Origin of the sequence: Sporofaciens musculi, from assembly GCF_009830285.1 — a bacterium.
Taxonomy (GTDB): domain Bacteria; phylum Bacillota; class Clostridia; order Lachnospirales; family Lachnospiraceae; genus Sporofaciens; species Sporofaciens musculi.
Genome location: NZ_WUQX01000001.1, coordinates 279,510 through 302,958 on the forward strand (window position 1 = coordinate 279,510; position 23,449 = coordinate 302,958).

Annotated in this window: 28 protein-coding genes and 2 pseudogenes; 19 read left to right on the forward strand and 11 right to left on the reverse strand. The window is 40.1% G+C overall.

Annotated elements, in window-relative coordinates:
• Positions 1–537, reverse strand: a complete 537-nt coding sequence (locus GN277_RS01370; protein WP_159749203.1) for a PadR family transcriptional regulator — start codon at positions 535–537, stop codon at positions 1–3.
• 133 nt (positions 538–670) lie between these two features.
• Between GN277_RS01370 and GN277_RS01375 the strand changes: the two are divergent.
• Positions 671–1,474, forward strand: a pseudogene (locus tag GN277_RS01375) (MATE family efflux transporter).
• 69 nt (positions 1,475–1,543) lie between these two features.
• On the opposite strand, the gene GN277_RS01380 reads toward GN277_RS01375, so the two are convergent.
• The gene (locus tag GN277_RS01380; RefSeq protein ID WP_159749205.1) at positions 1,544–2,419 is read right to left on the reverse strand and encodes a DMT family transporter; all 876 of its coding nucleotides are present in this window, start codon (positions 2,417–2,419) and stop codon (positions 1,544–1,546) included.
• Entirely contained in the window at positions 2,412–3,242 is an 831-nt protein-coding gene (locus GN277_RS01385) for an AraC family transcriptional regulator (RefSeq protein ID WP_159749207.1), read from the reverse strand. The genes GN277_RS01380 and GN277_RS01385 overlap by 8 nt, the downstream gene beginning before the upstream one ends.
• A 233-nt stretch (positions 3,243–3,475) precedes the next feature.
• On the opposite strand from GN277_RS01385, the gene GN277_RS01390 reads away from it, so the two are divergent.
• The 3 genes from GN277_RS01390 to GN277_RS01400 are packed head-to-tail and all read left to right on the forward strand — an operon-like array spanning position 3,476 to position 4,397.
• Entirely contained in the window at positions 3,476–3,652 is a 177-nt protein-coding gene (locus GN277_RS01390) for a hypothetical protein (protein ID WP_159749209.1), read from the forward strand.
• Positions 3,640–4,116, forward strand: coding sequence for a GPP34 family phosphoprotein (locus GN277_RS01395; protein WP_159749211.1), 477 nt, complete (start codon positions 3,640–3,642; stop codon positions 4,114–4,116). Before GN277_RS01390 ends, GN277_RS01395 begins: the two co-directional genes overlap by 13 nt.
• A gap of 32 nt (positions 4,117–4,148) precedes the next feature.
• Positions 4,149–4,397, forward strand: a complete 249-nt coding sequence (locus GN277_RS01400; RefSeq protein WP_330587037.1) for a helix-turn-helix domain-containing protein — start codon at positions 4,149–4,151, stop codon at positions 4,395–4,397.
• A 135-nt stretch (positions 4,398–4,532) separates the two neighbouring features.
• On the opposite strand, the gene GN277_RS01405 is transcribed toward GN277_RS01400, so the two are convergent.
• Positions 4,533–5,345 carry an amidohydrolase family protein gene (locus GN277_RS01405; protein WP_159749215.1) on the reverse strand — a complete coding sequence of 271 codons (813 nt, stop codon included), beginning with the start codon at positions 5,343–5,345 and terminating at the stop codon, positions 4,533–4,535.
• 183 nt (positions 5,346–5,528) lie between these two features.
• Between GN277_RS01405 and GN277_RS01410 the strand changes: the two genes are divergently transcribed.
• Positions 5,529–5,870, forward strand: a complete 342-nt coding sequence (locus tag GN277_RS01410) for a winged helix-turn-helix transcriptional regulator (RefSeq protein ID WP_159749217.1) — start codon at positions 5,529–5,531, stop codon at positions 5,868–5,870.
• A 168-nt stretch (positions 5,871–6,038) separates the two neighbouring features.
• Here GN277_RS01410 and GN277_RS01415 read toward each other — a convergent pair whose 3' ends face one another.
• Positions 6,039–6,929: a radical SAM protein gene (locus tag GN277_RS01415; RefSeq protein WP_330587038.1), complete on the reverse strand. Its 891-nt coding sequence runs from the start codon at positions 6,927–6,929 to the stop codon at positions 6,039–6,041.
• A 60-nt stretch (positions 6,930–6,989) separates the two neighbouring features.
• On the reverse strand, positions 6,990–7,889 hold the full coding sequence (locus tag GN277_RS01420; RefSeq protein ID WP_159749219.1) for a radical SAM protein: 900 nt from the start codon (positions 7,887–7,889) through the stop codon (positions 6,990–6,992).
• Between the two features lie 264 nt (positions 7,890–8,153).
• On the opposite strand from GN277_RS01420, the gene GN277_RS01425 reads away from it, so the two are divergent.
• The 11 genes from GN277_RS01425 (at position 8,154) to GN277_RS01470 (ending at position 17,053) form a co-directional block, all read left to right on the forward strand.
• Complete coding sequence (locus tag GN277_RS01425) at positions 8,154–8,483, forward strand: winged helix-turn-helix transcriptional regulator (RefSeq protein WP_159749220.1); 330 nt, start codon at positions 8,154–8,156, stop codon at positions 8,481–8,483.
• Between the two features lie 402 nt (positions 8,484–8,885).
• A complete protein-coding gene (locus GN277_RS29695) occupies positions 8,886–9,068 on the forward strand; it encodes a transposase (RefSeq protein WP_244324550.1) in 183 nt (60 codons plus the stop codon).
• 111 nt (positions 9,069–9,179) lie between these two features.
• Positions 9,180–10,037: an IS3 family transposase gene (locus GN277_RS01430; protein WP_244324943.1), complete on the forward strand. Its 858-nt coding sequence runs from the start codon at positions 9,180–9,182 to the stop codon at positions 10,035–10,037.
• A gap of 42 nt (positions 10,038–10,079) precedes the next feature.
• A complete protein-coding gene (locus GN277_RS01435) occupies positions 10,080–10,445 on the forward strand; it encodes a hypothetical protein (protein ID WP_159749222.1) in 366 nt (121 codons plus the stop codon).
• 148 nt (positions 10,446–10,593) lie between these two features.
• Positions 10,594–11,487 carry a substrate-binding domain-containing protein gene (locus GN277_RS01440; protein WP_159749224.1) on the forward strand — a complete coding sequence of 298 codons (894 nt, stop codon included), beginning with the start codon at positions 10,594–10,596 and terminating at the stop codon, positions 11,485–11,487.
• Positions 11,488–11,544: 57 nt separating this feature from the next.
• Positions 11,545–12,393: a phosphate ABC transporter permease subunit PstC gene (pstC, locus tag GN277_RS01445; protein ID WP_016223443.1), complete on the forward strand. Its 849-nt coding sequence runs from the start codon at positions 11,545–11,547 to the stop codon at positions 12,391–12,393.
• A complete protein-coding gene (gene pstA / locus GN277_RS01450; protein WP_016223442.1) occupies positions 12,394–13,260 on the forward strand; it encodes a phosphate ABC transporter permease PstA in 867 nt (288 codons plus the stop codon).
• A complete protein-coding gene (gene pstB / locus GN277_RS01455; RefSeq protein ID WP_159749225.1) occupies positions 13,253–14,002 on the forward strand; it encodes a phosphate ABC transporter ATP-binding protein PstB in 750 nt (249 codons plus the stop codon). The genes pstA and pstB overlap by 8 nt, the downstream gene beginning before the upstream one ends.
• Positions 14,002–14,643 (forward strand): phosphate signaling complex protein PhoU, encoded by a 642-nt coding sequence (gene phoU, locus GN277_RS01460; protein ID WP_004071611.1) that lies wholly within the window; start codon positions 14,002–14,004, stop codon positions 14,641–14,643. Before pstB ends, phoU begins: the two co-directional genes overlap by 1 nt.
• Positions 14,644–14,726: 83 nt before the next feature.
• A complete protein-coding gene (locus GN277_RS01465; RefSeq protein ID WP_016223440.1) occupies positions 14,727–15,401 on the forward strand; it encodes a winged helix-turn-helix domain-containing protein in 675 nt (224 codons plus the stop codon).
• A complete protein-coding gene (locus GN277_RS01470; protein ID WP_016223439.1) occupies positions 15,398–17,053 on the forward strand; it encodes a sensor histidine kinase in 1,656 nt (551 codons plus the stop codon). Before GN277_RS01465 ends, GN277_RS01470 begins: the two co-directional genes overlap by 4 nt.
• A 158-nt stretch (positions 17,054–17,211) precedes the next feature.
• On the opposite strand, the gene GN277_RS01475 is transcribed toward GN277_RS01470, so the two are convergent.
• Entirely contained in the window at positions 17,212–17,445 is a 234-nt protein-coding gene (locus GN277_RS01475; RefSeq protein WP_456300583.1) for a DUF6061 family protein, read from the reverse strand.
• A gap of 300 nt (positions 17,446–17,745) precedes the next feature.
• Between GN277_RS01475 and GN277_RS01480 the strand changes: the two genes are divergently transcribed.
• The 3 genes from GN277_RS01480 (at position 17,746) to GN277_RS01490 (ending at position 19,848) form a co-directional block, all read left to right on the forward strand.
• Positions 17,746–18,120, forward strand: coding sequence for a hypothetical protein (locus tag GN277_RS01480; RefSeq protein WP_159749227.1), 375 nt, complete (start codon positions 17,746–17,748; stop codon positions 18,118–18,120).
• Between the two features lie 81 nt (positions 18,121–18,201).
• On the forward strand, positions 18,202–18,339 hold the full coding sequence (locus tag GN277_RS01485; RefSeq protein WP_159749229.1) for a hypothetical protein: 138 nt from the start codon (positions 18,202–18,204) through the stop codon (positions 18,337–18,339).
• Positions 18,340–18,645: 306 nt separating this feature from the next.
• Complete coding sequence (locus GN277_RS01490) at positions 18,646–19,848, forward strand: IS110 family RNA-guided transposase (protein ID WP_159749231.1); 1,203 nt, start codon at positions 18,646–18,648, stop codon at positions 19,846–19,848.
• A gap of 362 nt (positions 19,849–20,210) precedes the next feature.
• Here the strand turns inward: GN277_RS01490 and GN277_RS31080 are convergent.
• The 4 genes and pseudogenes from GN277_RS31080 to GN277_RS01510 form a co-directional block, all read right to left on the reverse strand.
• Positions 20,211–20,720: pseudogene (locus GN277_RS31080) on the reverse strand (transposase); the annotation flags it as partial.
• Between the two features lie 15 nt (positions 20,721–20,735).
• A complete protein-coding gene (locus tag GN277_RS01500) occupies positions 20,736–20,927 on the reverse strand; it encodes an IS3 family transposase (RefSeq protein ID WP_159749235.1) in 192 nt (63 codons plus the stop codon).
• Positions 20,917–21,831: a helix-turn-helix domain-containing protein gene (locus GN277_RS01505; RefSeq protein WP_159749237.1), complete on the reverse strand. Its 915-nt coding sequence runs from the start codon at positions 21,829–21,831 to the stop codon at positions 20,917–20,919. The genes GN277_RS01500 and GN277_RS01505 overlap by 11 nt, the downstream gene beginning before the upstream one ends.
• 111 nt (positions 21,832–21,942) lie before the next feature.
• Positions 21,943–23,328, reverse strand: a complete 1,386-nt coding sequence (locus GN277_RS01510; protein WP_159749239.1) for an MATE family efflux transporter — start codon at positions 23,326–23,328, stop codon at positions 21,943–21,945.
• Positions 23,329–23,449: the final 121 nt, after the last annotated feature.

Here is a 23,449-nt window from a genome sequence, read left to right on the forward strand (position 1 = left end):
TTACCAAGCCCTCCCACATATACTTTTCAACGAAGCAATCCATTCTTCGATTGCCTGTACCAATATAAACTGCTGCTTTAGAACCTCTTTCCCTGTCAATGGGACATTGTCATCCTTTTCTTTTAGAGAAATGTTTTCATTCAAATAATCTTTCAGCATCTTTACATGCTCCTCAATATTGTCCAGACATTCCTTCTGCATCTCCTTAGACATACTCTCCAAATTCACAATAACTGCATTAAAATCTAAAAATATATTGACAGGCTTGCAGGATATTTCAAGCATTAACTTCTCAAATTCTTTCTTGCCTTCATCCGTCAATGTATAAACAGCCTTTTCGGGCATTCTTCCATCTTTTTCAATATGACTTGAAATAAACCCCTTATCCTCCAACTGAAGCACTTTTTTATAAATAGACGGTGTACTAATTTTGACCCACTTTGAAATATTCCTATAATCCACCAGTTTCTGAATATCGTATGCACTCAAAGATTCCTTCCTCAGCATACCCAAAACAATTAAATCAATGGTAGCCATAAAAAACTACTCCCTTCCCCATATTCAATTCTTGACACCTAGTATAAATTATAGTATTATAGATTTTACATTGCAATTACTATATTTTTATAGTATTATAATATTATTTATTTTAGCAAGGAGAAATGAGACTATGAACAACAAGAAGACAGAACTTCTCGGAAACGCACCTATTCCCAAAGCTCTCTTAGCAATGGAAATTCCTACCATGATTGGGATGTAGGTAAATGCTTTCTATAATCTTGTAGACGCGTATTTTGTCAGCGGATTAAGTGAAAGCCAAATGGGGGTAATCTCCATCTATACCTTGCTGGACGTAGTCCACCCATCCGAAGGGTATGCTTTACGGTGTGCCCTTGGGTATACCCTCTTGGACAAATTATTGTCGGACTTGGCCTGCTGTTCGGCAACGGCGCTGCCTCCTATATCTCTCGGCTGCTTGGCCACGGAGACGCAAAAAATGCTGATAAAGTTGCAAGTACAGCTATATACAGCAGTATTTTCGTAAGTGCAGCCATAATTATCATTTTTACAATTTTCTTACATCCCATCTTGACACTTTTAGGTGCAACGGACAGTATCCTTCCCTATGCTTCCACCTATGCGAGCATTTATATTATTTCCAGCATTTTTAATGTGTTTAATGTGACTATGAACAATATTGTGACAAGTGAAGGCGCTGCCTCTTTGCGCGCAAATGGCATTACTATGATGCTTTTTGGATTTCATACAGTATATTCCCCCTGTTCCTGGCTCTGGGAAAAGGCAGAGGATTTATCCTTGGTGCGTGCAGACAAGGCATATGCTTTATTCCTGTCATTTTATTTCTTCCAAATATATGGGGGTGAACGGAATTATCTATGCTCAGCCGATTGCGGATCTACTGACTGCCATCATTACCATTTGTATGGCAGTATCGCTTCATAAATCTTTATAAAAAATTACCTGCCATAACTACAAAAAGTCTCTCCATATGGAAGATAAGCTTTCTGACTTTATAAAAAGCTTATCTTCTTTCCGAAAGAAACAACCCCATTAAGGTAAAGCCTATTCCAAGCATAGCCATCCATGTAATTGTTTCTTTCAACACAATAACCGATGTGACAACGGTAATAACAGGAACCATATAGATATACACACTTGTTTTGACAGCGCCAAGTATTTTGACAGCATAATTCCAAGTTACGAAACAGAGCGCTGATGCACCAATACCTAAATAACTAAGATTTATGGTATACTCTGGCTTTATAAAATTTTGAACATTCAAGTTAAAATCAAAAATAATAAGGAATGGAAGCATAAAAATAATTCCGTATACAAATATCCTCCTTGTGGTTTGAATTGTATGATATCCGAAGCTGCTGATTTTTCGTGTAAGTAACGAATAAACTGCCCATACGAAGGCTGCCGCAATCGCTAAAATATCCCCAATAGGGTTTAGATTCAATTTTGAACCGTTAAAACTGATGAGGCATACTCCAATCATAGCCACACTAAAACCTACAAAGAATTGTACTTTTAATTTTTCTTCTGTTTTCATAAATAGATGAGATAAAACAGCGGTAAAAAATGGTGCGACAGAAATAATAACACCAACATTAGAAGCCATTGTATAGGTTAATGCTATGTTTTCAAGCAAATAATATAAACATATACCACACAGCCCCGCAGCCGCAAATATAATCTCCTGTTTTTTGTCCCTTAATTTTAAGCGTTTGGGATAAACAGTTATTAACACAATTAATCCAAGTAAAAATCTGTAAAATAGTATTTCTATCGGTGTAAACTCTGTAAGCAGTATTTTTGTAGATATGAAAGTAGTGCCCCAAATTGCAATCGTAATTAGAGCTGTGATATGTCCTGTGGTAGTTCCTTTATCCATGATTCTTGCCGCCCTCCTTAAAAATGCGCCTGTATGCCGCAGGCGACAGCCCTATAAACATATGAAAGAAATTGGAGAAATGGCTTTGGTCTGAAAAACCCGTCCGTATAGCGGCATCTACCAAAGGTACTCCTTGCTCTAACATCTCCTTTGCTTTGTCTATCCGAACAATTTGAAGATACCTGTAGGGTGTAACTCCCTTCGACCTGGTAAATGCTCGAAGCAATGTAGACTTACTAAGACCGCTGCATTTACAGAGATTTTCCAAGGAAATATGTTCTGCAAAATGCGCTGACATAAATACGCAGGTCCTCTCTATTTCTTCTCTGCACTCTGGAATACATCCCTCATAGGGCTGTCCGTATTGTTCAATAAGTAAAGAGATAAGAAGCAATAGCATTTCTTCTTTTTCAAATTCTTTTGAACCTTCCATAATGCTCTGGTGTAAAGAATGGAGATAGATATTAAGCTCATCGTTTTTAATAACATTCTCTGAAAAACCAAGCAATTCTCTCTGTCCTGTTACTTCTTCCACTAATGACAACATTGTTTCTTTTGAGATATTCAAACCTCTATAATCAAAAGCTTCTCCATCACATTGCACACAACTATGATTATCATTGGGATTAAACAAAAGAATATTTCCCTGACCTACTGTATATTCTTTGTTTTTGCAGGATAAGCAATGTGTCCCTGATTCTATAAAACCAATCACATAATAATTATGAAAATGATTGGGGAATGACTGCACGATTCCCTCAAAACGATATGCTTCAAGTCGCAAATCATCATCATAACAGACTGTTCGTATTTCTTTCTTCATCTCAACACCTCCTGGTATACCTTAATGGACGTCGTTCCCCCGACCTGTTAGGGAGGATATATTACGGGATGCCCTTTGGGTTTAGTTTATTATACTCGAAATATTTACCAATTTCTTGTATGATATCTTCTTATTTCTAAAATTAAAAAAAGATATTGAAATTTTGTAAACCATGCTATTATTATATCATAAGTAGTAAGTAGTAACCAATAAGTAATAAGGAGGACATTAGAATGAAAGATTTATCCCTTACACAAGAGTATATGATTTGCACAGTAAATGAAAAGGGGGATTTGCTCGGTTATAATCAAAATGCGGTGGCGTGTCTGATTGTTAGTGGACTTTTGGAAATGCAAATGACAAAAAGGTTAGTGTCTGCTCCAAGTTACCAGAGCATATGGCATATCTAAAGCCCCTTTATAATATTATAAATCAAGGAAAACCTATGAAAGCGGAAAAGGTAGTAGAAACCTACACCATTGCTTTCACAAATAAAAAGCTATATGAACTTTTAGATCCACTAATGGAGAGTTCAAAAGAAGCTGACGTTGTAGAGCCTGTTAAGGCAGGCCTTTTAGGAAATAAATATGGCTATGCTCCGAAAAAAGACGTCATCACAGGGATTATTGAAAAAATTCGTTCTGAATTATTGGAAGATGGTGAAATATCGGAGGATGTTATCGCATTAACGGCGCTAATGGATAAAGCAGGTAATTTGAAAGATTATTTTTCAAAATATGAGCAGAAAGAATTAAAAAATAAGATAAAAACAATTAAACAGAGCGAGGCAGGAACTCTTGCAAAAGAAATGGCTCAACATATTGATGCTCTGGATATTGCTGCAATCTTTCCTGTATTGTTCTCTAATATTTAGTGAGGTTGGTTGATATGTCAAGACAAAGGAGTATGAAGGTAATAGAAAATTCTGAATATGTAACGATTGGCGAGTTAGTAAGACTATCAAATGTACGATATAGTACATTAAAATATTATACCGAAGAAGGGATGCTGCCATTTGAACAGGCAGAAGAAAATTTAACAAGACGTTATAAGCGTGAACAGAGCATATCACAAATTCAAAAAATTAAAGCCTTGCGTCAAGAAGGAAAATCTATCTCCGAAATTAAGGCTGCCTTAAAAATAGACTTCTTTTGACTTAACTCAGCTTATGCTAGGCCGCCGCATGGTAACACCATAGCGGCGGATTTTCTTTGCGCACTCCTGCTCTGGATTATTCTTCATTTATACCGTTCGATTATGATTTATTTGCAATAACTGAGGATTAAACATTTATAAAACAAATCCAAGATTATCCAGTAACTTTTCTATATTTTCACCTAATGCCATTTTTGCTATTGTATTGCTAGGGCTTACGAATTCTATGAGCTGCCTGTACAAATATGGTTCTCCGTAGGGTGCATCAGAGCTATACAGACATTTTTCAGGCAACTCAATTAAGGCCATTTTTGTGGCAATAGAAGCAAAAGCGGCTGAAAGATCTAAATAAGCATTTTTATGTCCTTTTACAAATTTAATTACATCAATCCAATTTGAACCGCCTAAATGCCCAAAGATAACAGGTATTTCTGAATACTTTTCACATAACGCCATTAGCCGTCTGATCCCATCTAATGTAACTGGATGAAAGGTGTGTACCCAGACAGGATATAACCTTGTATTCTGAATTGCCTGGAATACCGTATCTAATTCCATAATCTGTTGTTCATTGCCAGGAGTAAACTCTCCTATTCCACATAAAGAATGGGCTGTTATTTGATTTTCTATCCATTCCTGCGTTTCTTCTAAACTTAATCCCAACGGAACAGAACCAAATCCCAAAAAGCGGTCCGGCTTATTTTTGATGACTTTCGTAACCTCTAAAATATTCTTTTCCAACCGGCAGATATTATCACGTTTGCTATTATCTCCTGCAAGAACTTTGTATAATGCGTTCATCTCTGATTCAAGCTCACCTAAATTTCTCGCTTTTTCTGGATGTGGTGCAGAACAAAAAAGTATTGTCTTATCCACACCTGCAGTATCCATTTTGTCCAACTGTGTTTTTGTTGGGAACATGATATGTTCATGACTATCAATAACCATATTTACGCCTCCTAGACAAATTTGATATAATATAAGTATCTCTAAAAAAGAATAAAATTCAAGTACGCACTTTTTTGAAATGAAGTATCTTTTTTAATACTGTACCTAAAAGGCACACCATAAGATATGCCATTTGGGCGGGTGGACTTCGTCTAGTAAGATAATGAAAGGATGGGGATGTTCATGGCAAAGACACAAGGGATTGACAAACAATGTCCTATTGAAGCTGGTCTAAATATTTTAAGCGGAAAATGGAAATTAAAAATATTATGGTATTTATCAAAAGGGACAGTCCGTTTTAATGAACTGCAAAGACTTTTAGGAAACATCACGACAAAAACATTAGCAGCACAGCTTCGGGAACTGGAGGAGCAAGGAATCGTTATAAGAAAGGTTTTTCCAGAAGTCCCTCCTAAAGTTGAATACTCTTTAAGCGAACTAGGAAAAACCCTTACTCCTATCTTGTCGCAGTTATGCGATTGGGGAAAAAGATACCATGCTTATATGGAAATTTACCTTGATTAACTTTCAAGGATTTAAATATAATGCTAAACTTTTTAAACATGAGCTTATTCTATTAATATTTATAAAAAAACTAAAATGCTTCTTTAATTCCTTTACGGTTCAATAAAAACAAACAGATCGGCACTCAGTATACATATGGAAAACAGTCTATAACTTTTACTGTAAGCCTTATCCCAATGATTTCAAATTATTTCTATACTCCTGCAGCTCACTTTCATCCGTGTGATCTAAAACAAATTGCAGCTCATTCGTGACCTTTTCACGGTCATACGGAAGATAAGCTGTCACAGGCGTAAAATTTGAAACCGTGTTTGCAAATAAATGTGTACGTATATTTAAGTTATTGATCAGCATTTGCAATTCATGGATACGCTCTTTTTCTTCAGCAGGGACAAACAAGCCCTGCTGTGCCATCTGGTACAGCTCTGTGTCTGGGAAAAGCGTGAGTGAGTCCACGGAAACAAAGTACGGATTAAGCTGGCTGAACAGCTCTGCACTATTCCTCGCATTTCGATATCCACCATTTTTTCCCGCAAGACCTGTCATGTAAACAAAGTAGTACTCAATACCCACTTCATCTAATTTCTTGCATTGTTCCAAAATATCAGTGGTTGTATATCCCTTATTTGCAAGGGCAAGCGTTTCGTCATCGCCGCTTTCTACGCCAATGCTCAGCCCGTTAATGCCCATTGCCCTCAATTTCCTAAGCTGCCATATTTCTTTGTTTTTGATATCACGGATGCTTGCAAACATAGCCATTGTCTGGCATTTAATCAGATAATCCCTTACGGTCAAAGCCCTAAGTTTTAGGTTTTCGTAACTCATGGCAAAAGGATTTGCACCTGTCCAGAAGATTCTCCTAGCATATGGCTGGTAGCCTTTTATCTCTGCTAAATCTTCCTCAAATTCTTCAATAGGCGACATTCGGAAACACTCATTTTTATACAGGCTACAAAACTTGCATTTATTATAGGTGCAGCCAGAAGTAGCCTGTATGATGACCGAATGAGCTTCATATGGTGGTCGCCAAGTTCTGCCTGTAAAATGTATAATTGTCACTCCTCTCCTCTTTTCTGCACATCTTTTTATGCAGAAAGTAATACCCGCAGGGTGCTTCCTTTACAGATGATGGACACTTCTTCTATATTTCTTCAATTCTTCTTCGCTGACATTACCTATGATTTCATCAAGAAATGACAACAGCTTTTTCTTGTCTTTTGGCAGTTGTCCGTGAAACTGGAATGCATTGGAAGCTCCCATCGCTGCAAATATTGTGGGTATCTGCAAATTTTCGATAAGCGTCCGTACCTCTTTGTATTTTTCCAGTTCGCTTTCTTCCTGCCAGTTCCCATGCTGTATTTCTGTAAAAAGTTCAGAATCGGGATAAATCGTAAGCATATTTGCCCCAATAAGCGTAGGATGTATCTGATTGCATAGATCAGACGTCAATTTTGCCCCTATTTCTCCACGACCTACCCCAGAAATACTTACTAAATAAAAGAAACTGTAATGAATATCCGCTGCGTCTAATCTTTGGCATTGCTCTATGATGTCGGCAGAGGTATATCCTTTGTTCATAAACCGCAGGGCTTCGTCGTCGCCTGTTTCTATTCCTATTGTTAGACCGTCATACCCTAAAGCCCGCAGTTTGGCAAGCTCCTCATCGGTTTTAGGAGTAACGTCTGTAATCCTTGCAAACGAGCCGATAGATTTTACGGACGGTAGATATTTGTGGATTAACCCTGCAATATCAGCTAACTTGTCATAGGACAACACGAATGGGTTAGCTCCGGTCAGAAACACTCGGTCTATACGCCTACTGTTCCAACCTTTGACTGCTCTTTTTACCTCCTGCAAGTCACACTCAATATCCTCCATAGGGGACATTCTGAATTTAAACGGCAAATCATTATACAGCGTACAAAACTTACATTTGTGATGCGTACATCCCGCTGTCACCTCAATCAGAAGTGATGCCGCTTCATACGGCGGTCGCCAAATTGTTCCTGTGTAGTGCATAAACACATCTCCTTTCCTCACTGATCCCATGATTTTAGCCATAACGGTATACCCGCATGGTGTTTTTTGTAGCTTATACTAATTATACTTTTGTACAATTATTTTACAAGTACTGTACTTTTTTATAGTACCTATATAAAAGTGGTACATTGATTTATAAGGAACTGTGTGTTATACTTCTTCCATAAAGGACAGCGCGAAAGGGATAAAGAAACGATTTATAAGGAACTGCGTGTTATACTATTTCGGAAAGGATTATCAGGAATGAAAAAAAGTACTTTGGCTGTTGAACGATGTAAAACAATTTCTACCATACAAAAAATTTTAGGTGGTAAATGGAAAATCGAAATCATTTATTATATTGCCTTTCAGGATATACACCGCTTCGGGGAACTTCGCAGGCATATTGGCGATATTACGGAATCAAGTCTGACAAAGCAGCTTCGGGAATTGGAAGGTGATGGATTCATTACCCGCCATGATTATAAAGAAGTCCCTCCCCATGTAGAATATAACCTTACTGAATTGGGCAAAAGTTTCATTCCTGTCTTTGAGCATATGAAACAATGGGGAGATGAAAACCTCAAAATTTAATCCTCAAACCATTCTATATAAGAGAAATCACATCATTTTCAAGCGGAGAAATCTGTAGGGAAAGAAGGGCAGTATTCAGCCTTTTGCTGTTCATACAGCTTGGTACAATGTTCCACATTGCACAAGGAATCCGTTACATTTCCATATTTCTCTCTCCTCCTCCAAATACTTAGAAAATAAAAGTCCTCGAAAGTCTATAATGGTTAGAAGTTTACCTTAACTTACTTTCGAGGATTTAAGTATTACGTTGTTTAAAAAGCTATATATCGCCTCTTTTTCTCTGTTCTTTCAGCTTTTGTTTCCATTCTTTTGCTAAAGCAGTCTGGTGTTAGTATATAAGTGTGGACAGGAAAAGTTGAACAACCTATACTATCAAGTGAAAAAGCAAAGGAGATGTTTTACATGGCGAAAAACCAGAAATCTTACACTCCGGAATTCAAGCAGCAGATCGTGGATCTGTATAATGCCGGAGGAACCTCGTATCCGCAACTGGAGCGTGAATATGGCGTAAATCGAAGCACACTCAGCAACTGGGTAAAACAGCTCTCCCCATCAAAGTATCCGGGAGGAGACGGTCACCCTTAAGGAGTATAAGGCTCTCCAGAAAGAAATCCAACTCCTTAAGATTGAGAATGAAATATTAAAAAAAGCGACCGCCATATTCGCGAAAGAACAATAGCCGAGATTGTTTCCTTTATCCAGAACAACTTAACCCGCTACTGTGTATCTCAGCTTTGCAGCGCTCTGAAATTCCCAAGGAGTACCTATTACAAGGCTCTGGTTTGTGTACCCTCGAATAAGCAGAAGGCATATGCGGAATTCGGCAGGAAAGTGAAACAGGCATATGATGACTCAAAACAAAGGTATGGGGCTGTCAAAATATGCCGTGTGCTGAATGATAATGGTACACCTTGCAGCGTCAAGAGGGTGCAGAGGCATATGGCAGAGCAGGGACTGCGCTCTATCGTAGTAAAGAAGTACAATCATCATGCCAACCATGGCAGCATCCCGGAGGATAAGAAAAATATCCTGAGGCGTGATTTTGGGACGGAGACCATCAACCAGAAATGGTGTACGGATATCACTTACATCCATGTACAGAAAGAAGGATGGACCTATCTGGCTTCTGTCATGGATCTGTGCAGCCGAAAGATTATAGGGTATGCCTATGGCACATCTATGACGGCGGAACTGGCGGTTAAAGCGGTAGAAAACGCATGCCTGAATGTCAGGGATACCGAGGGGATCATCCTTCATAGTGATCTTGGAAGTCAGTATACGAGCCAGGCATTTGAAGACTGCCTGGGCAGTAAAGGAATCCTGCATTCATTTAGTCGTAAGGGAAATCCATACGATAATGCCTGTATGGAATCTTTCCATTCCGTACTGAAAAAGGAAGAAATCTATCTTCATACTTACCAGGATTTAAAGGAAGCTCGCAGAGCAATCTTTAAATACATAGAGGGCTGGTATAACCATAAACGGATCCATAGCTCTATCGGTTATCTGACACCACAGCAAAAGGAGGATGAGGAACTCAAAAAAGCAGCATAATCTTTCAACTTTTTTTGTCTAAAGTATTGACATAGATCCAGAATGCGCAATGAGTTGGAACTGGAACGTGACAGCCTGAAAGGATTGGCAAAACTGACAAAGAAAGGGGAACTGCAAAGTAGGATTGACCGCAAGAATGAGGAAATCGACCTTTTGAAAGTCGGTTTGTCGGGGATAGTCAAGCGATATGGATTCCAGACGGTTCATGATTTCTACAAAGTCTTTTCTGTCTCTAAAACTGCTAATGCCGAATATCGGAACAAGGTGGATAAATGGGAAGAACAATACGGGGAAAAAGTACAAAAGAAGGAAGAAAGCATATCCAAACGGTTACGGAATTATCAAAGGGAAAATGCAGACAGACAAACAAAACAGATTTCAAAAAGCAGAAACAGAGGGGCAAGATGACATGCCCCTCTAAAATTTTATTAAGATATTTTTGGCTTGTAAAAACTTTACATCAATTTTACAATGCCACGATATTGGATTTGATATTTGCGCTATATGATATAGCTGTAAACTTCAAGAAAAACAAAAAGCAAAGGAGATTCAAAAAATGAAAACATCAAAAAAATTCTTGGCATTTGCCCTTGTGAGTGTTCTAATGCTCTCTGCATTAACGGGGTGCGGTAATAAGAACGGGGGCGATTCCGGCAAGTTCGACACGTCAAGAGAGATCAATGTACTTACCCGCGAAGATGGTTCGGGGACACGCGGCGCGTTCATAGAGCTGTTTGGAATTGAGCAGAAAAATGAAGCGGGAGAAAAAATTGACTATACAGCAGACATCGCCGCCGTTACAAATTCTACGTCTGTTATGATGACAACGGTTGCCGGGGATTTATACTCTATCGGATATATTTCTCTTGGCTCCATGAATGATACTGTAAAGGCGATTCAGATCGACGGCTGCGAAGCAACGATTGAAAATATCAAAAATGGTACATATAAGATCGCGCGTCCCTTTAACATTGCAACAAAAGACGGTTTGAGTGACACGGCGCAGGATTTTATCGACTTTATTATGAGTGCGGACGGTCAAGCGGTGATTGAGGAAAATGGATATATTTCTGTATCTGATGCGGGAAGTTACAGCGGAGAAATGGATTCGGGCAAAATTATTGTAGCGGGTTCCAGCTCTGTCACCCCGGTTATGGAAAAACTCAAAGAAGCCTATCTTGAGAGAAATCCGGGCGTTACGATTGAGATACAGCAAAGCGATTCTTCTACTGGTATGTCTGACACGATAGACGGAACCTGCGATATAGGTATGGCTTCCCGTGAGCTGAAAGATTCCGAAATGGAAAAAGGACTGACCGCTACCGTAATTGCAATGGACGGTATTACAGTGATTGTTAATAATGACTGTCCCATAAATAACCTTACAAGTGAACAGGTAAAAGATATTTTTATGGGTAACGTGGTTCATTGGAGTGAAATATCACAGTAGGATTTTAAGGGGCTGCGGTAAGAAAGCCGCCGCCCCTTTTCAATAAGGAGCATGATTATGAAGAATATAAAAGAAAAAGTGATGAAACTGCTTTTTTTCTTGACAGCCCTTGTTTCCATAGCAGCGGTAATTCTAATCTGCATATTCCTGTTTGCAAGCGGTATCCCTGCAATAAAAGAAATAAGCGTTTTCAAATTTTTGCTGGGTACAAGCTGGAAACCCGCAAATAATCTCTATGGGATTCTCCCTATGATCGTCGGCTCTTTCTATGTAACTGCCGGAGCATTGATTATTGGCGTACCGATTGGAATATTGACAGCGGTATTCATGGCAAGATTTGCTCCGAGAAGTATCTATGCGCCTTTGAAAGCTGCTGTTAATCTAATGGCGGGGATTCCGTCGGTTGTGTACGGTTTTTTTGGATTGGTAGTCTTAGTGCCTTTTATCCGGGAAGCCTTTGGCGGGCGCGGTATGAGTGTACTTACTGCTTCTGTCCTGCTGGGGCTGATGATTTTACCTACCATTATCAGCGTTTCGGAAACTTCAATCCGGGCTGTCCCGGAAAGTTACTATGAGGGAGGGCTTGCTCTTGGAGCTTCCCATGAAAGAAGTGTATTTTTTACGGTTCTTCCCGCAGCAAAGAGCGGTATTTTTGCAGGGGTTGTATTAGGGATTGGGCGGGCAGTCGGTGAAACAATGGCGGTTATGATGGTTGCCGGAAATCAAGCGGTTATCCCGGACAGTATGCTTTCCGGCGTTCGGACACTGACCACAAACATTGTATTGGAAATGGGATATTCTACGGATTTACACCGTGAAGCGTTAATTGGTACGGCTGTTGTTCTGTTTGTTTTCATTCTCATTATCAATCTGTCCCTCTCCCTGTTCAAAAGGAGGGTGAAATAAATGGTTGGGAAATTGAAACGGAAATGGTGCGCATACAGACGAGACCCTAAATCTTTTGTTCTCTTTCTTTCTGTATGCCTTGCAGCAATGATTACAATGCTTGCGCTTATTTTTATTAGTGCATATATATTGATAAAAGGGATTCCAAATTTAACGCCGGATTTATTTGACAGCAAATATACAACAGAAAATGTGTCCCTGCTTCCGGCACTTATCAATACACTGTTCATTATGCTGCTTTCTCTGCTGTTTGCAGTTCCCGTAGGAATTGGTGCAGCAATTTATCTGACAGAGTACGCAAGACGGGGAAATAAACTGGTTCATATCATAGGTATTACCGCTGAAACATTGTCTGGGATTCCGTCAATCGTTTATGGGCTGTTCGGTTCCCTGTTCTTTGTAAAATATCTTGGGCTGGGGTTGTCTTTACTGTCCGGGGCTTTGACTTTGAGTATTATGATTTTGCCGCTTATTATGCGGACAACAGAAGAAGCCTTGCGAAGCGTTCCCGACAGTTACCGTGAGGGCAGCTTTGGGCTTGGAGCCGGAAAGCTACGAACCGTGTTCTCTATTGTCCTGCCCTGCGCTGTTCCGGGTATTTTGTCCGGCGTTATTCTTGGAATCGGGCGTATCGTCGGGGAATCGGCAGCACTGATCTTTACTGCCGGAACCGTTGCAGAAATAGCAACAAGTATTTTTTCGTCGGCAAGAACTTTATCCGTCCATATGTATTCTATTTCGGGCGAGGGGCTGTATATCAAGCAGACCTACGCAACTGCGGTTGTATTATTGGTTGTTGTCATTCTGATAAATGCACTTTCCGGGTTTGTGGCAAAAAAGATAGGAGGTAAAAATACAGATGGATAAAATCGTGGTTGAGGATTTGGATTTATTCTACGGAAACTTTCAAGCCTTGAAAAAAATAAATGTGGCGTTTAAGGAACACGAAATTACCGCGCTGATCGGACCGTCGGGCTGCGGTAAATCAACATTATTAAAAACATTGAACCGAATGAATGATTTGGTGGAGGGCTGCCACATCAAAGGAACTATCCGTTTAGACGGTGAAGATATTTATGGAAATATGGATATTAACCTACTGCGTAAACGTGTAGGAATGGTCTTTCAAAAACCGAATCCATTCCCTATGAGCATTTATGACAATGTTGCCTTTGGAGCAAGGACACATGGAATCCGTTCTAAAGCTGCGCTGGACGAAATTGTAGAGCGTTCCTTAAAAGGGGCGGCAATTTGGGACGAGGTAAAAGACAGGCTGAAAAAATCTGCGCTTGGTATGTCGGGCGGTCAACAGCAGCGTCTTTGCATTGCCCGCGCTTTGGCAGTGGAGCCGGAAGTTTTGCTGATGGACGAACCGACCAGCGCACTTGACCCTATTTCTACGGCAAAGGTAGAGGAACTTGCCGCAGAATTAAAAAAGGACTATACCATTGTCATTGTGACACATAATATGCAGCAAGCACTCCGAATTTCCGACAGGACATCGTTTTTCCTGCTTGGAGAAATGGTGGAGTTTGGCGAAACAGAAAAATTATTCTCCATGCCGCAGGACAAGCGGACAGAGGATTATATTACGGGGAGGTTTGGATAATGCGCCTAAAATTTGATGAACAGTTAGATTTATTAAATAAAGAGTTGATTACAATGGGGGCTTTTTGTGAAAATGCGATTGCTATGTCCGCAAAAGCTCTGACAGAGGGGAATCCCGCGCTTGCAAAGGCTGTTCCCGATCTCTCTGTCCAGATAGACCACAAGGAGCGCGAAATTGAAACTATGTGTCTAAAACTGCTCTTACAGCAGCAGCCAGTGGCAAAAGATTTGAGGGTTGTATCGTCCGCGCTGAAAATGGTGACAGATATGGCAAGAATCGGAGATCAATCCGCAGACATAGCGGAAATTATCACATTAGCCAATATCCACGCCACCGACGACACACAGGTTATCCATGATATGTCGGTTGCTGTCATTAAGATGGTAACAGACAGCATTGACGCTTTTGTGAAAAAGGATATGCAGATGGCGAAAGCCGTGATAGATTATGATGATGTGGTAGATTCCTTTTTTGATAAGGTGAAGAAAATGTTGATTGAGCTTTTCAGTAAACCCGAAACAGACGGTGAATATGCCATAGACCTGTTAATGATAGCAAAATATTTTGAGCGTATCGGAGATCATGCGGTCAATATTGCAAAATGGGTTCTGTTCTCAATCACAGGGAATAAAGAGGGGTGAGCATACCGCCGTTGATGAAATACAGGTAATATGGTATGATTGAGTTCGGAATATTGCCACAGGAAAGAAAGGAGCGGATTTATATGATTTATTGTGTTGAGGACGACAGCTCTATCCGTGATCTGATGATATACACATTAAATTCTGCCGGATTTGAAGCAAAAGGTTTTGACTGCGCGGACAGCTTTTTTGACGCTTTGCAGACAGAAAAGCCCCAGCTTATTATGCTTGATATAATGCTTCCCGGCGAAGATGGCATTTCCATATTGAAAAAGCTGCGTATGCAGGGGACGACAGAGGATATTCCTGTTATTATGGCGACAGCCAAAGGAACCGAATATGACAAAGTAACCGGGCTTGACTTGGGGGCTGATGATTACCTTGCAAAGCCGTTTGGCATGATGGAAATGATTTCCCGTGTGAAAGCGGTATTGCGCCGTACAAGCCCGAAAGAAGAAACAAAAAAGCTAAAAATCGGAAATTTAGAATTGAATTTGGAAACATATATTGTACTTGTAAACAACGAACGGGTTCAGTTGACACTGAAAGAACATAAGCTGCTCCATATTTTTATGGAAAACCCCGGACGGGTGTTTACACGCGATCAGCTTCTTGAAATGATATGGGGCATTGACTACATAGGGGAAACCCGAACCGTAGATGTTCACATTGGAACACTCCGAACAAAATTAGGCGAATGTGGGAGCTATATTGAAACGGTACGGGGAGTTGGGTATCGAATGGAGGGGGAAGTATGACGAAACGAATTTTTCGTTCAATCTGCCTTGTCGCATTGACTGTTTTTCTCGCGTCTGTTGTCCTGTTCATGGGTGTTCTGTATGAATACTTTTCAAATGTTGAACAGGCACAGCTAAAAATGCAGACAACCCTTGCCGCACAGGGCGTTACAAATGAGGGTATTGATTATTTCCATGATTTGAAAGTGAAAAATTACCGTATATCATGGATTGATACAGAGGGAAATGTCATTTTTGATAGTGCGTCTGATACTGCGGAAATGGAAAATCATTTAGAGCGGGAAGAAGTGCGGGAAGCCCTTTCTTCGGGCTATGGTGAAAGCAGACGGTATTCTGCTACTTTGATGGAGCGTTCGTTTTATTCCGCGCAGAAACTTGATGATGGCACTATATTACGGCTTTCTATATCTCAAAATTCTATTTTGACTCTCCTTTTAGGCATGACACAGCCGATTTGCATTATCTTTGTGATTGCGCTGATTCTTTCCATTGTTTTAGCTATTCAAGTTTCAAAAAAAATAGTAAAGCCATTAAATGAAATTGATCTTGATAATCCGTTGTCAAATGAGGGCTATGATGAGCTTTCCCCTTTTTTACGGCGTATTGACAGCCAGCAAAAACAGTTACGGGGACAGAAAGCCGAACTTCTCCAAAAAGAGAATGAATTAAATACGATTATCGGCAGCATGAATGAGGGCATGATTCTCTTAAATCAAAAAGGAAAAATTATCAGTATAAACCCTGCGGCAAGAAAACTGTTAGACGCTGACACAGACTGTATCGGTTCTGATATGCTGTCCTTGTGCCGTAATCTTGAATTGCAGGAAATCCTTACAAAAGCCTTGCAAGGGGAACGGGGCGAGAACATTATCCGGCTGTATGGAGAAAGCTATCAAATTGACGCTGATCCGATCACTTCTGAAAACATTGTGAAAGGAGCCGCACTTTTCTTTTTCAATGTGACGGAAAAAGAAAAAGCAGAACAGATACGCCGAGAATTTACCGCTAATGTGTCCCATGAATTAAAAACCCCGCTTCACTCCATTTCCGGGTATGCGGAGCTTTTGAAAAACGATATGGTAAAGGAGAACGATAAAATACCTTTTGCCGGAAAGATTTATGATGAAGCCGGACGTATGATACGGCTTGTAGAGGACATTATCAGTCTTTCGCACCTTGACGAAGATGCGGACGATATGCAGAGGGAAAATATCGACTTATACACATTGGCAGAAAAGGCGGTACAGAGCTTAGAGCCACAGGCAGATACTGTATGTGTTGCATTGGAGCTTTCCGGCGTTCCGGCTCCCCTTAACGGTATACCCCAGCTTTTATACAGTGTGATTTATAATCTTTGTGACAATGCGATTAAGTATAATCACGAAAACGGAAAAGTAATGGTGAACATACAGAATGAAAACGGCATGGTAGTTTTATCAGTGGAGGACACAGGGATAGGAATTGCACCCGAACATCAAGAGCGGATTTTTGAGCGTTTCTATCGTGTTGATAAGAGCCATTCTAAGGCAGTAGGGGGAACCGGGCTTGGGCTTTCTATTGTGAAACACGCCGCTAAAATCCATAATGCCAAAGTTGATGTAAAAAGTCATGTCGGAAAAGGCACGACGGTTATTGTAACATTTCCCAAGTAAAAATATGAACGGTTTTATTACCTCTTGTCATAAGTGTTAATTTAGAAAAAGCTGAACCGATAACATATATAATTAGCAGTTATCGGTTCAGTTAATTTGTTTCAATTTGTTCATTAAAAAGCTACACTATGCAAATATTGATATAGTAATTATAAAAATTACCACAATTCCAATGAATCTTCCGCATCCACCCACATCTGCATATTTCCATCAAGATAGAGCCTTGCGTATTCAAGCGGCTCGTCTATTGCCAGAGCATTTAAGGCACATTCAGAGCAGGGAGTAGTTTTCAACCCTTCTTCCGCTTTATTGCAGTCTATCCGTAAAAAGTTGCCTACATAAGTGTATACGTCAATGCTGTTATGGTGGATATTGTATGTTGCGTAAATCATATTTATTTTATCTGTCCTCTTTTCAATGATTTTTTGAAAGCATTTCAATCAGTTTACCAATTCCCGTATATTATGTGTTATAATATTTTATGTGATTTTGTTTCCCTCATTTTTTCCCTTATCAGGGTTCGTAATGCCCTGTGGGAATATATAACACAAGGGAAACCTTAAGGGAAAGTTCACCTGCAATAAACTTAGTGTTTTCAAGGGTTAGCGGATATTTTAATAATAAAATATAACAGCTAATATTCCCCTTAAAAATCATCGAATCACAATCGGAATTTGAAAGGGAACATTGGGATGAAAAAGACAATTTTTATAATCGTTATAATCATTGTAGTAGTCAGCGCAATAAGTATCCATCTAATAACCAGCCCCAAAGTATTAGGCAATATGAGCAAAAGTTATTCAGAGCAAATAACTACAACTTCTGATATTTCGTTTTCGGGGAAATCAGGCGATAGAATAAAGTTTTCATTCAAGTCTGATATTATAAGCGGGAATTTAGATATGGTCTTATATGATTCAGTTGGAAATGAAGTATATACATTAGACAGCGCAAAAGCGTTAGAAACTTTTTTCACTTTGGAGCGTTCAGATACATTTACTTTAGTTACCAAATGTAGTAATTTTATTGGAGATTATAAGATTGTTGTTTATAATATGTCAGATTAAAACGTTTTGTCTGACACAGAAATTCCTGTTTGTCGGGAAGTCAAGAATAAAAAGAAATCGGAATTTCATAAGGAGAGGATAATGGTTAAAGAAGTAAAATGGACAAAATATTTATGGCTGAGTTTACTTTCATTTGGAGCATTTATGCTTGAATTGCTGTCAATATTTGCAATTGAAGTTATAATTCTGCATGTAGACATACAGAATTATACAATGTAGCAAAGAAGTATTCATTGTATCATAATGGTTTTTATGTGGGCGTTTTTAGTACCATATAAGTGTAAGAGATAAAGCATATCATGAGTGCTTTACCTTCTGCACTTATTTTTTTATGATAAGGGAGTAATTGGTCTGACGTGGCTTTTTTTGGATTAACCACATCCGTCAATAAAACCGTCAACCACCCCTTATTATAAGCAGTCGTTTAAGCAGGTTGAAACCCGTAAGGCGCTTTCGTGTAACGAACTAAAATGAGTGGTAATAAGTGTGGATGGGACAATTACAAATTTATTTTGGAGTTTACAGATGATAAGTGTAGGAATTGATGTGTCAAAAGAAAAAAGTACCATATGTATCTTGAAGCCATATGGTGAGATTATGAGCAGGCCTTTTGAAGTCTGTCATACAGAGAAAGAACTATCCGAATTGACTTCTATGCTGCTACGTTTGAATGATGATGTCCGTGTAGTTATGGAAGCCACCGGGATCTACCATCTGCCTGTATTATGCTATCTGAAAGAAAAAGGGCTATTTGCGGCAGTGGTCAATCCATTTGAAATGAAGGAATACCGTTGCCAGGGACTGAGGCGTGTGAAAACAGATAAGCAGGATGCGGTTACGATCGCTAACTATGGGATTGACCATTGGTATCGGCTGAGAGAATATGAAGCGGAAGAAAGCAGCTACGCAGAGCTGAAGCTTTTAGGACGGCAGTACCGCCATTATATGCGGATGCGTGTGGAAAGCATGTTGGAACTGACCCATCTTCTGGACTATACGATGCCTGGGATCAAAACGCTGCTGAAAGGCTGGAATGAAACAAATGGAAAAGAGAAGCTGGGGGATTTTGTGGAAGAATACTGGCATTATGATAATATCACGAAGAAATCGGAGGAACAGTTTATAGGGGGCTATCTAAAATGGGCAAAAGAGAAGGAATACCACCAGAGCCAGGAGAAAGCTGTCAAGATTTATGCGCTGGCAAAAGAGGGCATCCCTACAGTATCCTCCGATACCCCATCGACCAAAATGCTGGTACAGGAGGCAGTGCGGGTGTTACGAGAAGTCGATAACACTCTAATGACGATTCTAACACAGATGCAGACATTAGCCAAGAGTCTACCGGAATATCCGGTTGTCAGGGCAATGGGAGGAGTTGGAAATGTCCTTGCGCCTAAATTAATCGCAGAGATTGGGGATGTAAGGAGGTTCCATAGTGGAAAAGCCCTGATAGCCCATGCAGGAATCGACACGCCGCCCTATCAATCAGGGCAGTTCATTGGAACAGAGAGAAAAATATCCAAGAGAGGATCTTCCAGTCTGCGTAAGATCGGATTTGAAGTGATGAGATGTCTGAAAACCCATAAAGAACCAGAAGATGCGGCAGTATATAGATTTATTTTGAAGAAAGAAAAAGAAGGAAAGTCAAAACGTGTAGCAAAAATAGCGGGATTAAATAAATTCCTAAGGATTTATTATGCACGTGTGATGGAAGTATACCAGAAGTAAAAAGAACTAAAACAGAGGGTAAGGCAGACCGGATTTTCCACCGGTCTAATTGTCGTGGGAAAAATTTCATCCAAAAATTTATGAAAAAATCTGCTAAAAAGTCTTGACTTTTCTTAGCAGGTTTCATTGGCGTTCTCCTGCTTTTTTCAAGGAAGCATTATCATTTTCCGGAAAGGGGAAGCAAAAGGGATAAGATTTCCTCGAAAAGTTGGATCGTAACGCTTGCTTGTTTCATTGGCTGAAAAATTATGACTTTCATTGATTGGCATACATTAAAGATTGTCGGAGAAGCACAGGGTAAAACTGTATTCCAATTTTGCGCGCAATATTGATACTATATATTTGAAGTGCTGCTTGTTATTCTAATCATAATATACGGGCAAAAAGCGATTGAAACTCTGTTGAAAAAAGAAAGCCCAATTTCTTTTGGCGGTATTATATTGGCTATGACATGGGGAGCGATTCAAGCGTTTCTGATACCGATGATTATTATAATAATCTATGTAATCTGATACAGCCTCCTTTAGCTCCTCATATGTTTGAAATTTCTTCAGGTAATACATTTCTGATTTCAGCATCCCCCAGAATGCTTCCATTGGTCCGTTATCAATACATCTGGACACTCTTGACATGCTTTGTTTCATTCCCGCTTTGTTAAGCTTTTTACGGAAGTATTTTGAGGTGTATTGGTATCCACGGTCACTGTGGAATAAAGGCTTTGCATCTGGATGGTTTTCATGGGCAGTGTCAAAGGTTTCAAAAACAAGGGCATTATTATTGGAATGTCCAATGACAAAGGAAACAATACTTTTATCTGACAAGTCCAGAATGGCGCTCAGGTATGCCTTCCCACTGCCTCCATATTTCATCTCCGTTACATCTGTAAGTCATTTTTCCCCAAAACGTTCCGCATGGAACTCCCGGTTTAAGATGTTTTCGGCAGTAACCTCTGGCGTTGATTTTACATAGTTTCTTCTCCTGCGCCGGCACACAGATTTCAGATGTAAAATCCGCATAAGGCGCAAGATTCTCTTTGCGTTGACTTGAAATTCATTTTCACGGTTCAATTTAATCGTCATCTGCCTGTAACCCAGAATCCCGCTTTTTTTCCTCGTACGCATCTCTGATAAGGACACATAATTTCTGGTTGAATTTCTCATTTTCACTTGGTTTTCGGTTCAGCCATTTATAATAAGCAGAACGCGAAATTCCCGCAAATCTGCAGAGTTCTGATATTGAGCATCCCTGCTCGTCATATATTTCCTGTATCGCCAGATAAACCGTTTCATTTTGTGTCTGGCTTAGAACCGCCTCCTTTCGATTTCGTCGAGTTTTTAAGAAAGCAACCTCCAGCTGGGCTCTGCGCTTTTCCGCTTGAAGAAGCTTATTTTCCGCACGCAGCTTCTCCAGTTCCGACATTTCTGTTTCAGATTTTCTTTTCCCTCTTTTGTCAATAAGCCCTTCTACGCCGTTTGACTGGTATTTCCTTGTCCATTGGTAAATCTGTTGGTAGGATACCTGGTATTTTTCTGCTGCCTGGGCATAATCCATTCCATGCTCTATGCAGTATGTTACAATTTCCACCCGTTCCTCATATGAGGTTTTTCTTCCTTTGGTCATGACGCTGGTTCCTCCTGTTCCAGAAGCCTTTAACTTCTCATGACCATTATACTTCATAATCCAGTTGCGAAGCTGCTTATCTGAGCGGATTCCATACTTTTTCTGGATTTCCCTTAATGTTCCTTTGCCGGAAAGGTAATCGGCAACAGCATTTTGTTTTGTTTCGGCGGAATAGATACGGAGTTTTGGAGTTGTTTTTAACCCCTCTATTCCTAAAGACTGATACAAGGTCACCCACTCGACGATACGTGTTCCATTTGTTCCCAGGCTTCGGGCGATACTTTCTGTTGAACAGCTTCCCTCCAAATATTTTGTAACGGCATCTAATTTCATTTCAAAAGAGTATTTTGAATGTTGTCCCATAAAATATGCTCCTCCTTATAGTGACAGTTTTATTATTTCATCTGTCTACCATAAGGGGAGCATATCAAAAACTCACAGCTCATCGGCTCTGTTTGTCAGAAAGATAAAAATTTAGTCGTTGTCTTTCGTGCTTATTTCAGCAGTTTTTCTCTGCATCTCATTCAGCTTTTTGTGGAGCGGTATCGCCATGAATACCGTTATAACTGCGGAAAGCACATCGGCAATCGGTTGGGCATACATTATTCCATTTAGCCCCCAGACCATCGGAAGAAGCAGGATAACAGGGATAAAACAAATCCCCTGCCTGCAAGCTCCGAGGATAAAGCCCTCTCTGCCTTTTCCCAGAGCAAGGAACAGGGAAGAATACACTGTATAAAATTCAAAGAGCATAATGGAAATGCCGTTTGCTCTCAAAGATGCTGCCCCAATGCGAATCATCTCAGCATCGCCCTTTGTGAATTGTGAAACGATAGCTGTAGGGAACAGAGCCAGTATCACGCCAAAAATCACACAGAAAACCGTAGACCACAGGATGGAAGTCTTGATTGCTTCACGCAGACGGTCAAACTTCTTCGCCCCGTAACTGTACCCTGCAATGGGCTGAAAGCCTTTGATGAACCCGAATACGGACAAGCTGCCCATTGAAATAAGTCGGGTGACAACGCCCATGCCTGCAATGGCAGAATCCCCGTAATCACCAGCAGCATTGTTGATTAAGGAAATGGACACACTCGTTAAAATCTGGAATACCAATGTCGGGATGCCGATTTTGAAAATCTCAGATATGTTTTCTTTTGTATATGTGCAGTCCTTAACCCGAAAATGGAATACGCTTTTTTTCCGAAAAATATAGGTCAGATATACGCAGGTTGAAACGACTTGTGAGATTGCAGTCGCTATCGCCGCTCCTGCCACGCCTAAATCAAACACATAGATAAACAGCGGGTCTAAGGCGATATTGAGTACCGCACCCGTCAGCAAGGCACACATGGTTGTTTTGGCAGCTCCCTCGCTTGTCACAATGTTATTCATGGTGACATTGAATACATTGAAGATGCAGGAAACAATATAAATGCTTGCGTATGTGGCGGCAAAGGGGAGGATGCTGTCGGTTGCCCCCAAGAGCTTCAGTATTGGATGCAGGAACACCATACAAATAATAATGATGATTGCCCCCACGGATACGCTGCTGTATAAAGCGGTACTTGCCACTTTATCCGCATTTTCCTTATCCCCACGACCTAACAATCGGGAAATGTAAGAAGCCGCACCGTTTCCGAACAGCAGACCAAGACCGACAACGACCTGTCCGAGCGGATAGACCACGGAAATTGCCCCCATCTGGCTCTCCCCAAGCCCGCCGACAAAATAAGCGTCAACAAGGTTGTAGAAAGCATTTACCAACATGCCAACCATTGTTGGGATGCCCATTGCTAAAAGTGCTTTTGGTATGGATGTGCTGCCGAGCAGCTCCATCTTTTTGCTTTGACTGTTCATTTTGAACTCCTTTCTCTTGACAAATAGTATTGTTTATACTACTATAAAATATTGTAATTGCGTTGCGAGAATTATAATACTATAATTTATAGTAGTTGTCAATAGAAAAAGGAGGGACTTT

Excerpts from the sequence above, each read along its gene's own strand:
- GN277_RS01370 (WP_159749203.1), bottom strand. The coding sequence starts at position 537 with ATGGCTACCATTGATTTAATTGTTTTGGGTATGCTGAGGAAGGAATCT.
- GN277_RS01380 (WP_159749205.1), bottom strand. The coding sequence starts at position 2,419 with ATGGATAAAGGAACTACCACAGGACATATCACAGCTCTAATTACGATT.
- GN277_RS01385 (WP_159749207.1), bottom strand. The coding sequence starts at position 3,242 with ATGAAGAAAGAAATACGAACAGTCTGTTATGATGATGATTTGCGACTT.
- GN277_RS01390 (WP_159749209.1), top strand. The coding sequence starts at position 3,476 with ATGAAAGATTTATCCCTTACACAAGAGTATATGATTTGCACAGTAAAT.
- GN277_RS01395 (WP_159749211.1), top strand. The coding sequence starts at position 3,640 with ATGGCATATCTAAAGCCCCTTTATAATATTATAAATCAAGGAAAACCT.
- GN277_RS01400 (WP_330587037.1), top strand. The coding sequence starts at position 4,149 with ATGAAGGTAATAGAAAATTCTGAATATGTAACGATTGGCGAGTTAGTA.
- GN277_RS01405 (WP_159749215.1), bottom strand. The coding sequence starts at position 5,345 with ATGGTTATTGATAGTCATGAACATATCATGTTCCCAACAAAAACACAG.
- GN277_RS01410 (WP_159749217.1), top strand. The coding sequence starts at position 5,529 with ATGGCAAAGACACAAGGGATTGACAAACAATGTCCTATTGAAGCTGGT.
- GN277_RS01420 (WP_159749219.1), bottom strand. The coding sequence starts at position 7,889 with ATGCACTACACAGGAACAATTTGGCGACCGCCGTATGAAGCGGCATCA.
- GN277_RS01425 (WP_159749220.1), top strand. The coding sequence starts at position 8,154 with ATGAAAAAAAGTACTTTGGCTGTTGAACGATGTAAAACAATTTCTACC.
- GN277_RS29695 (WP_244324550.1), top strand. The coding sequence starts at position 8,886 with ATGGCGAAAAACCAGAAATCTTACACTCCGGAATTCAAGCAGCAGATC.
- GN277_RS01435 (WP_159749222.1), top strand. The coding sequence starts at position 10,080 with ATGCGCAATGAGTTGGAACTGGAACGTGACAGCCTGAAAGGATTGGCA.
- GN277_RS01440 (WP_159749224.1), top strand. The coding sequence starts at position 10,594 with ATGAAAACATCAAAAAAATTCTTGGCATTTGCCCTTGTGAGTGTTCTA.
- pstC (WP_016223443.1), top strand. The coding sequence starts at position 11,545 with ATGAAGAATATAAAAGAAAAAGTGATGAAACTGCTTTTTTTCTTGACA.
- pstA (WP_016223442.1), top strand. The coding sequence starts at position 12,394 with ATGGTTGGGAAATTGAAACGGAAATGGTGCGCATACAGACGAGACCCT.
- pstB (WP_159749225.1), top strand. The coding sequence starts at position 13,253 with ATGGATAAAATCGTGGTTGAGGATTTGGATTTATTCTACGGAAACTTT.
- phoU (WP_004071611.1), top strand. The coding sequence starts at position 14,002 with ATGCGCCTAAAATTTGATGAACAGTTAGATTTATTAAATAAAGAGTTG.
- GN277_RS01465 (WP_016223440.1), top strand. The coding sequence starts at position 14,727 with ATGATTTATTGTGTTGAGGACGACAGCTCTATCCGTGATCTGATGATA.
- GN277_RS01470 (WP_016223439.1), top strand. The coding sequence starts at position 15,398 with ATGACGAAACGAATTTTTCGTTCAATCTGCCTTGTCGCATTGACTGTT.
- GN277_RS01475 (WP_456300583.1), bottom strand. The coding sequence starts at position 17,445 with ATGATTTACGCAACATACAATATCCACCATAACAGCATTGACGTATAC.
- GN277_RS01480 (WP_159749227.1), top strand. The coding sequence starts at position 17,746 with ATGAAAAAGACAATTTTTATAATCGTTATAATCATTGTAGTAGTCAGC.
- GN277_RS01485 (WP_159749229.1), top strand. The coding sequence starts at position 18,202 with ATGGTTAAAGAAGTAAAATGGACAAAATATTTATGGCTGAGTTTACTT.
- GN277_RS01490 (WP_159749231.1), top strand. The coding sequence starts at position 18,646 with ATGATAAGTGTAGGAATTGATGTGTCAAAAGAAAAAAGTACCATATGT.
- GN277_RS01500 (WP_159749235.1), bottom strand. The coding sequence starts at position 20,927 with ATGACGATTAAATTGAACCGTGAAAATGAATTTCAAGTCAACGCAAAG.
- GN277_RS01505 (WP_159749237.1), bottom strand. The coding sequence starts at position 21,831 with ATGGGACAACATTCAAAATACTCTTTTGAAATGAAATTAGATGCCGTT.
- GN277_RS01510 (WP_159749239.1), bottom strand. The coding sequence starts at position 23,328 with ATGAACAGTCAAAGCAAAAAGATGGAGCTGCTCGGCAGCACATCCATA.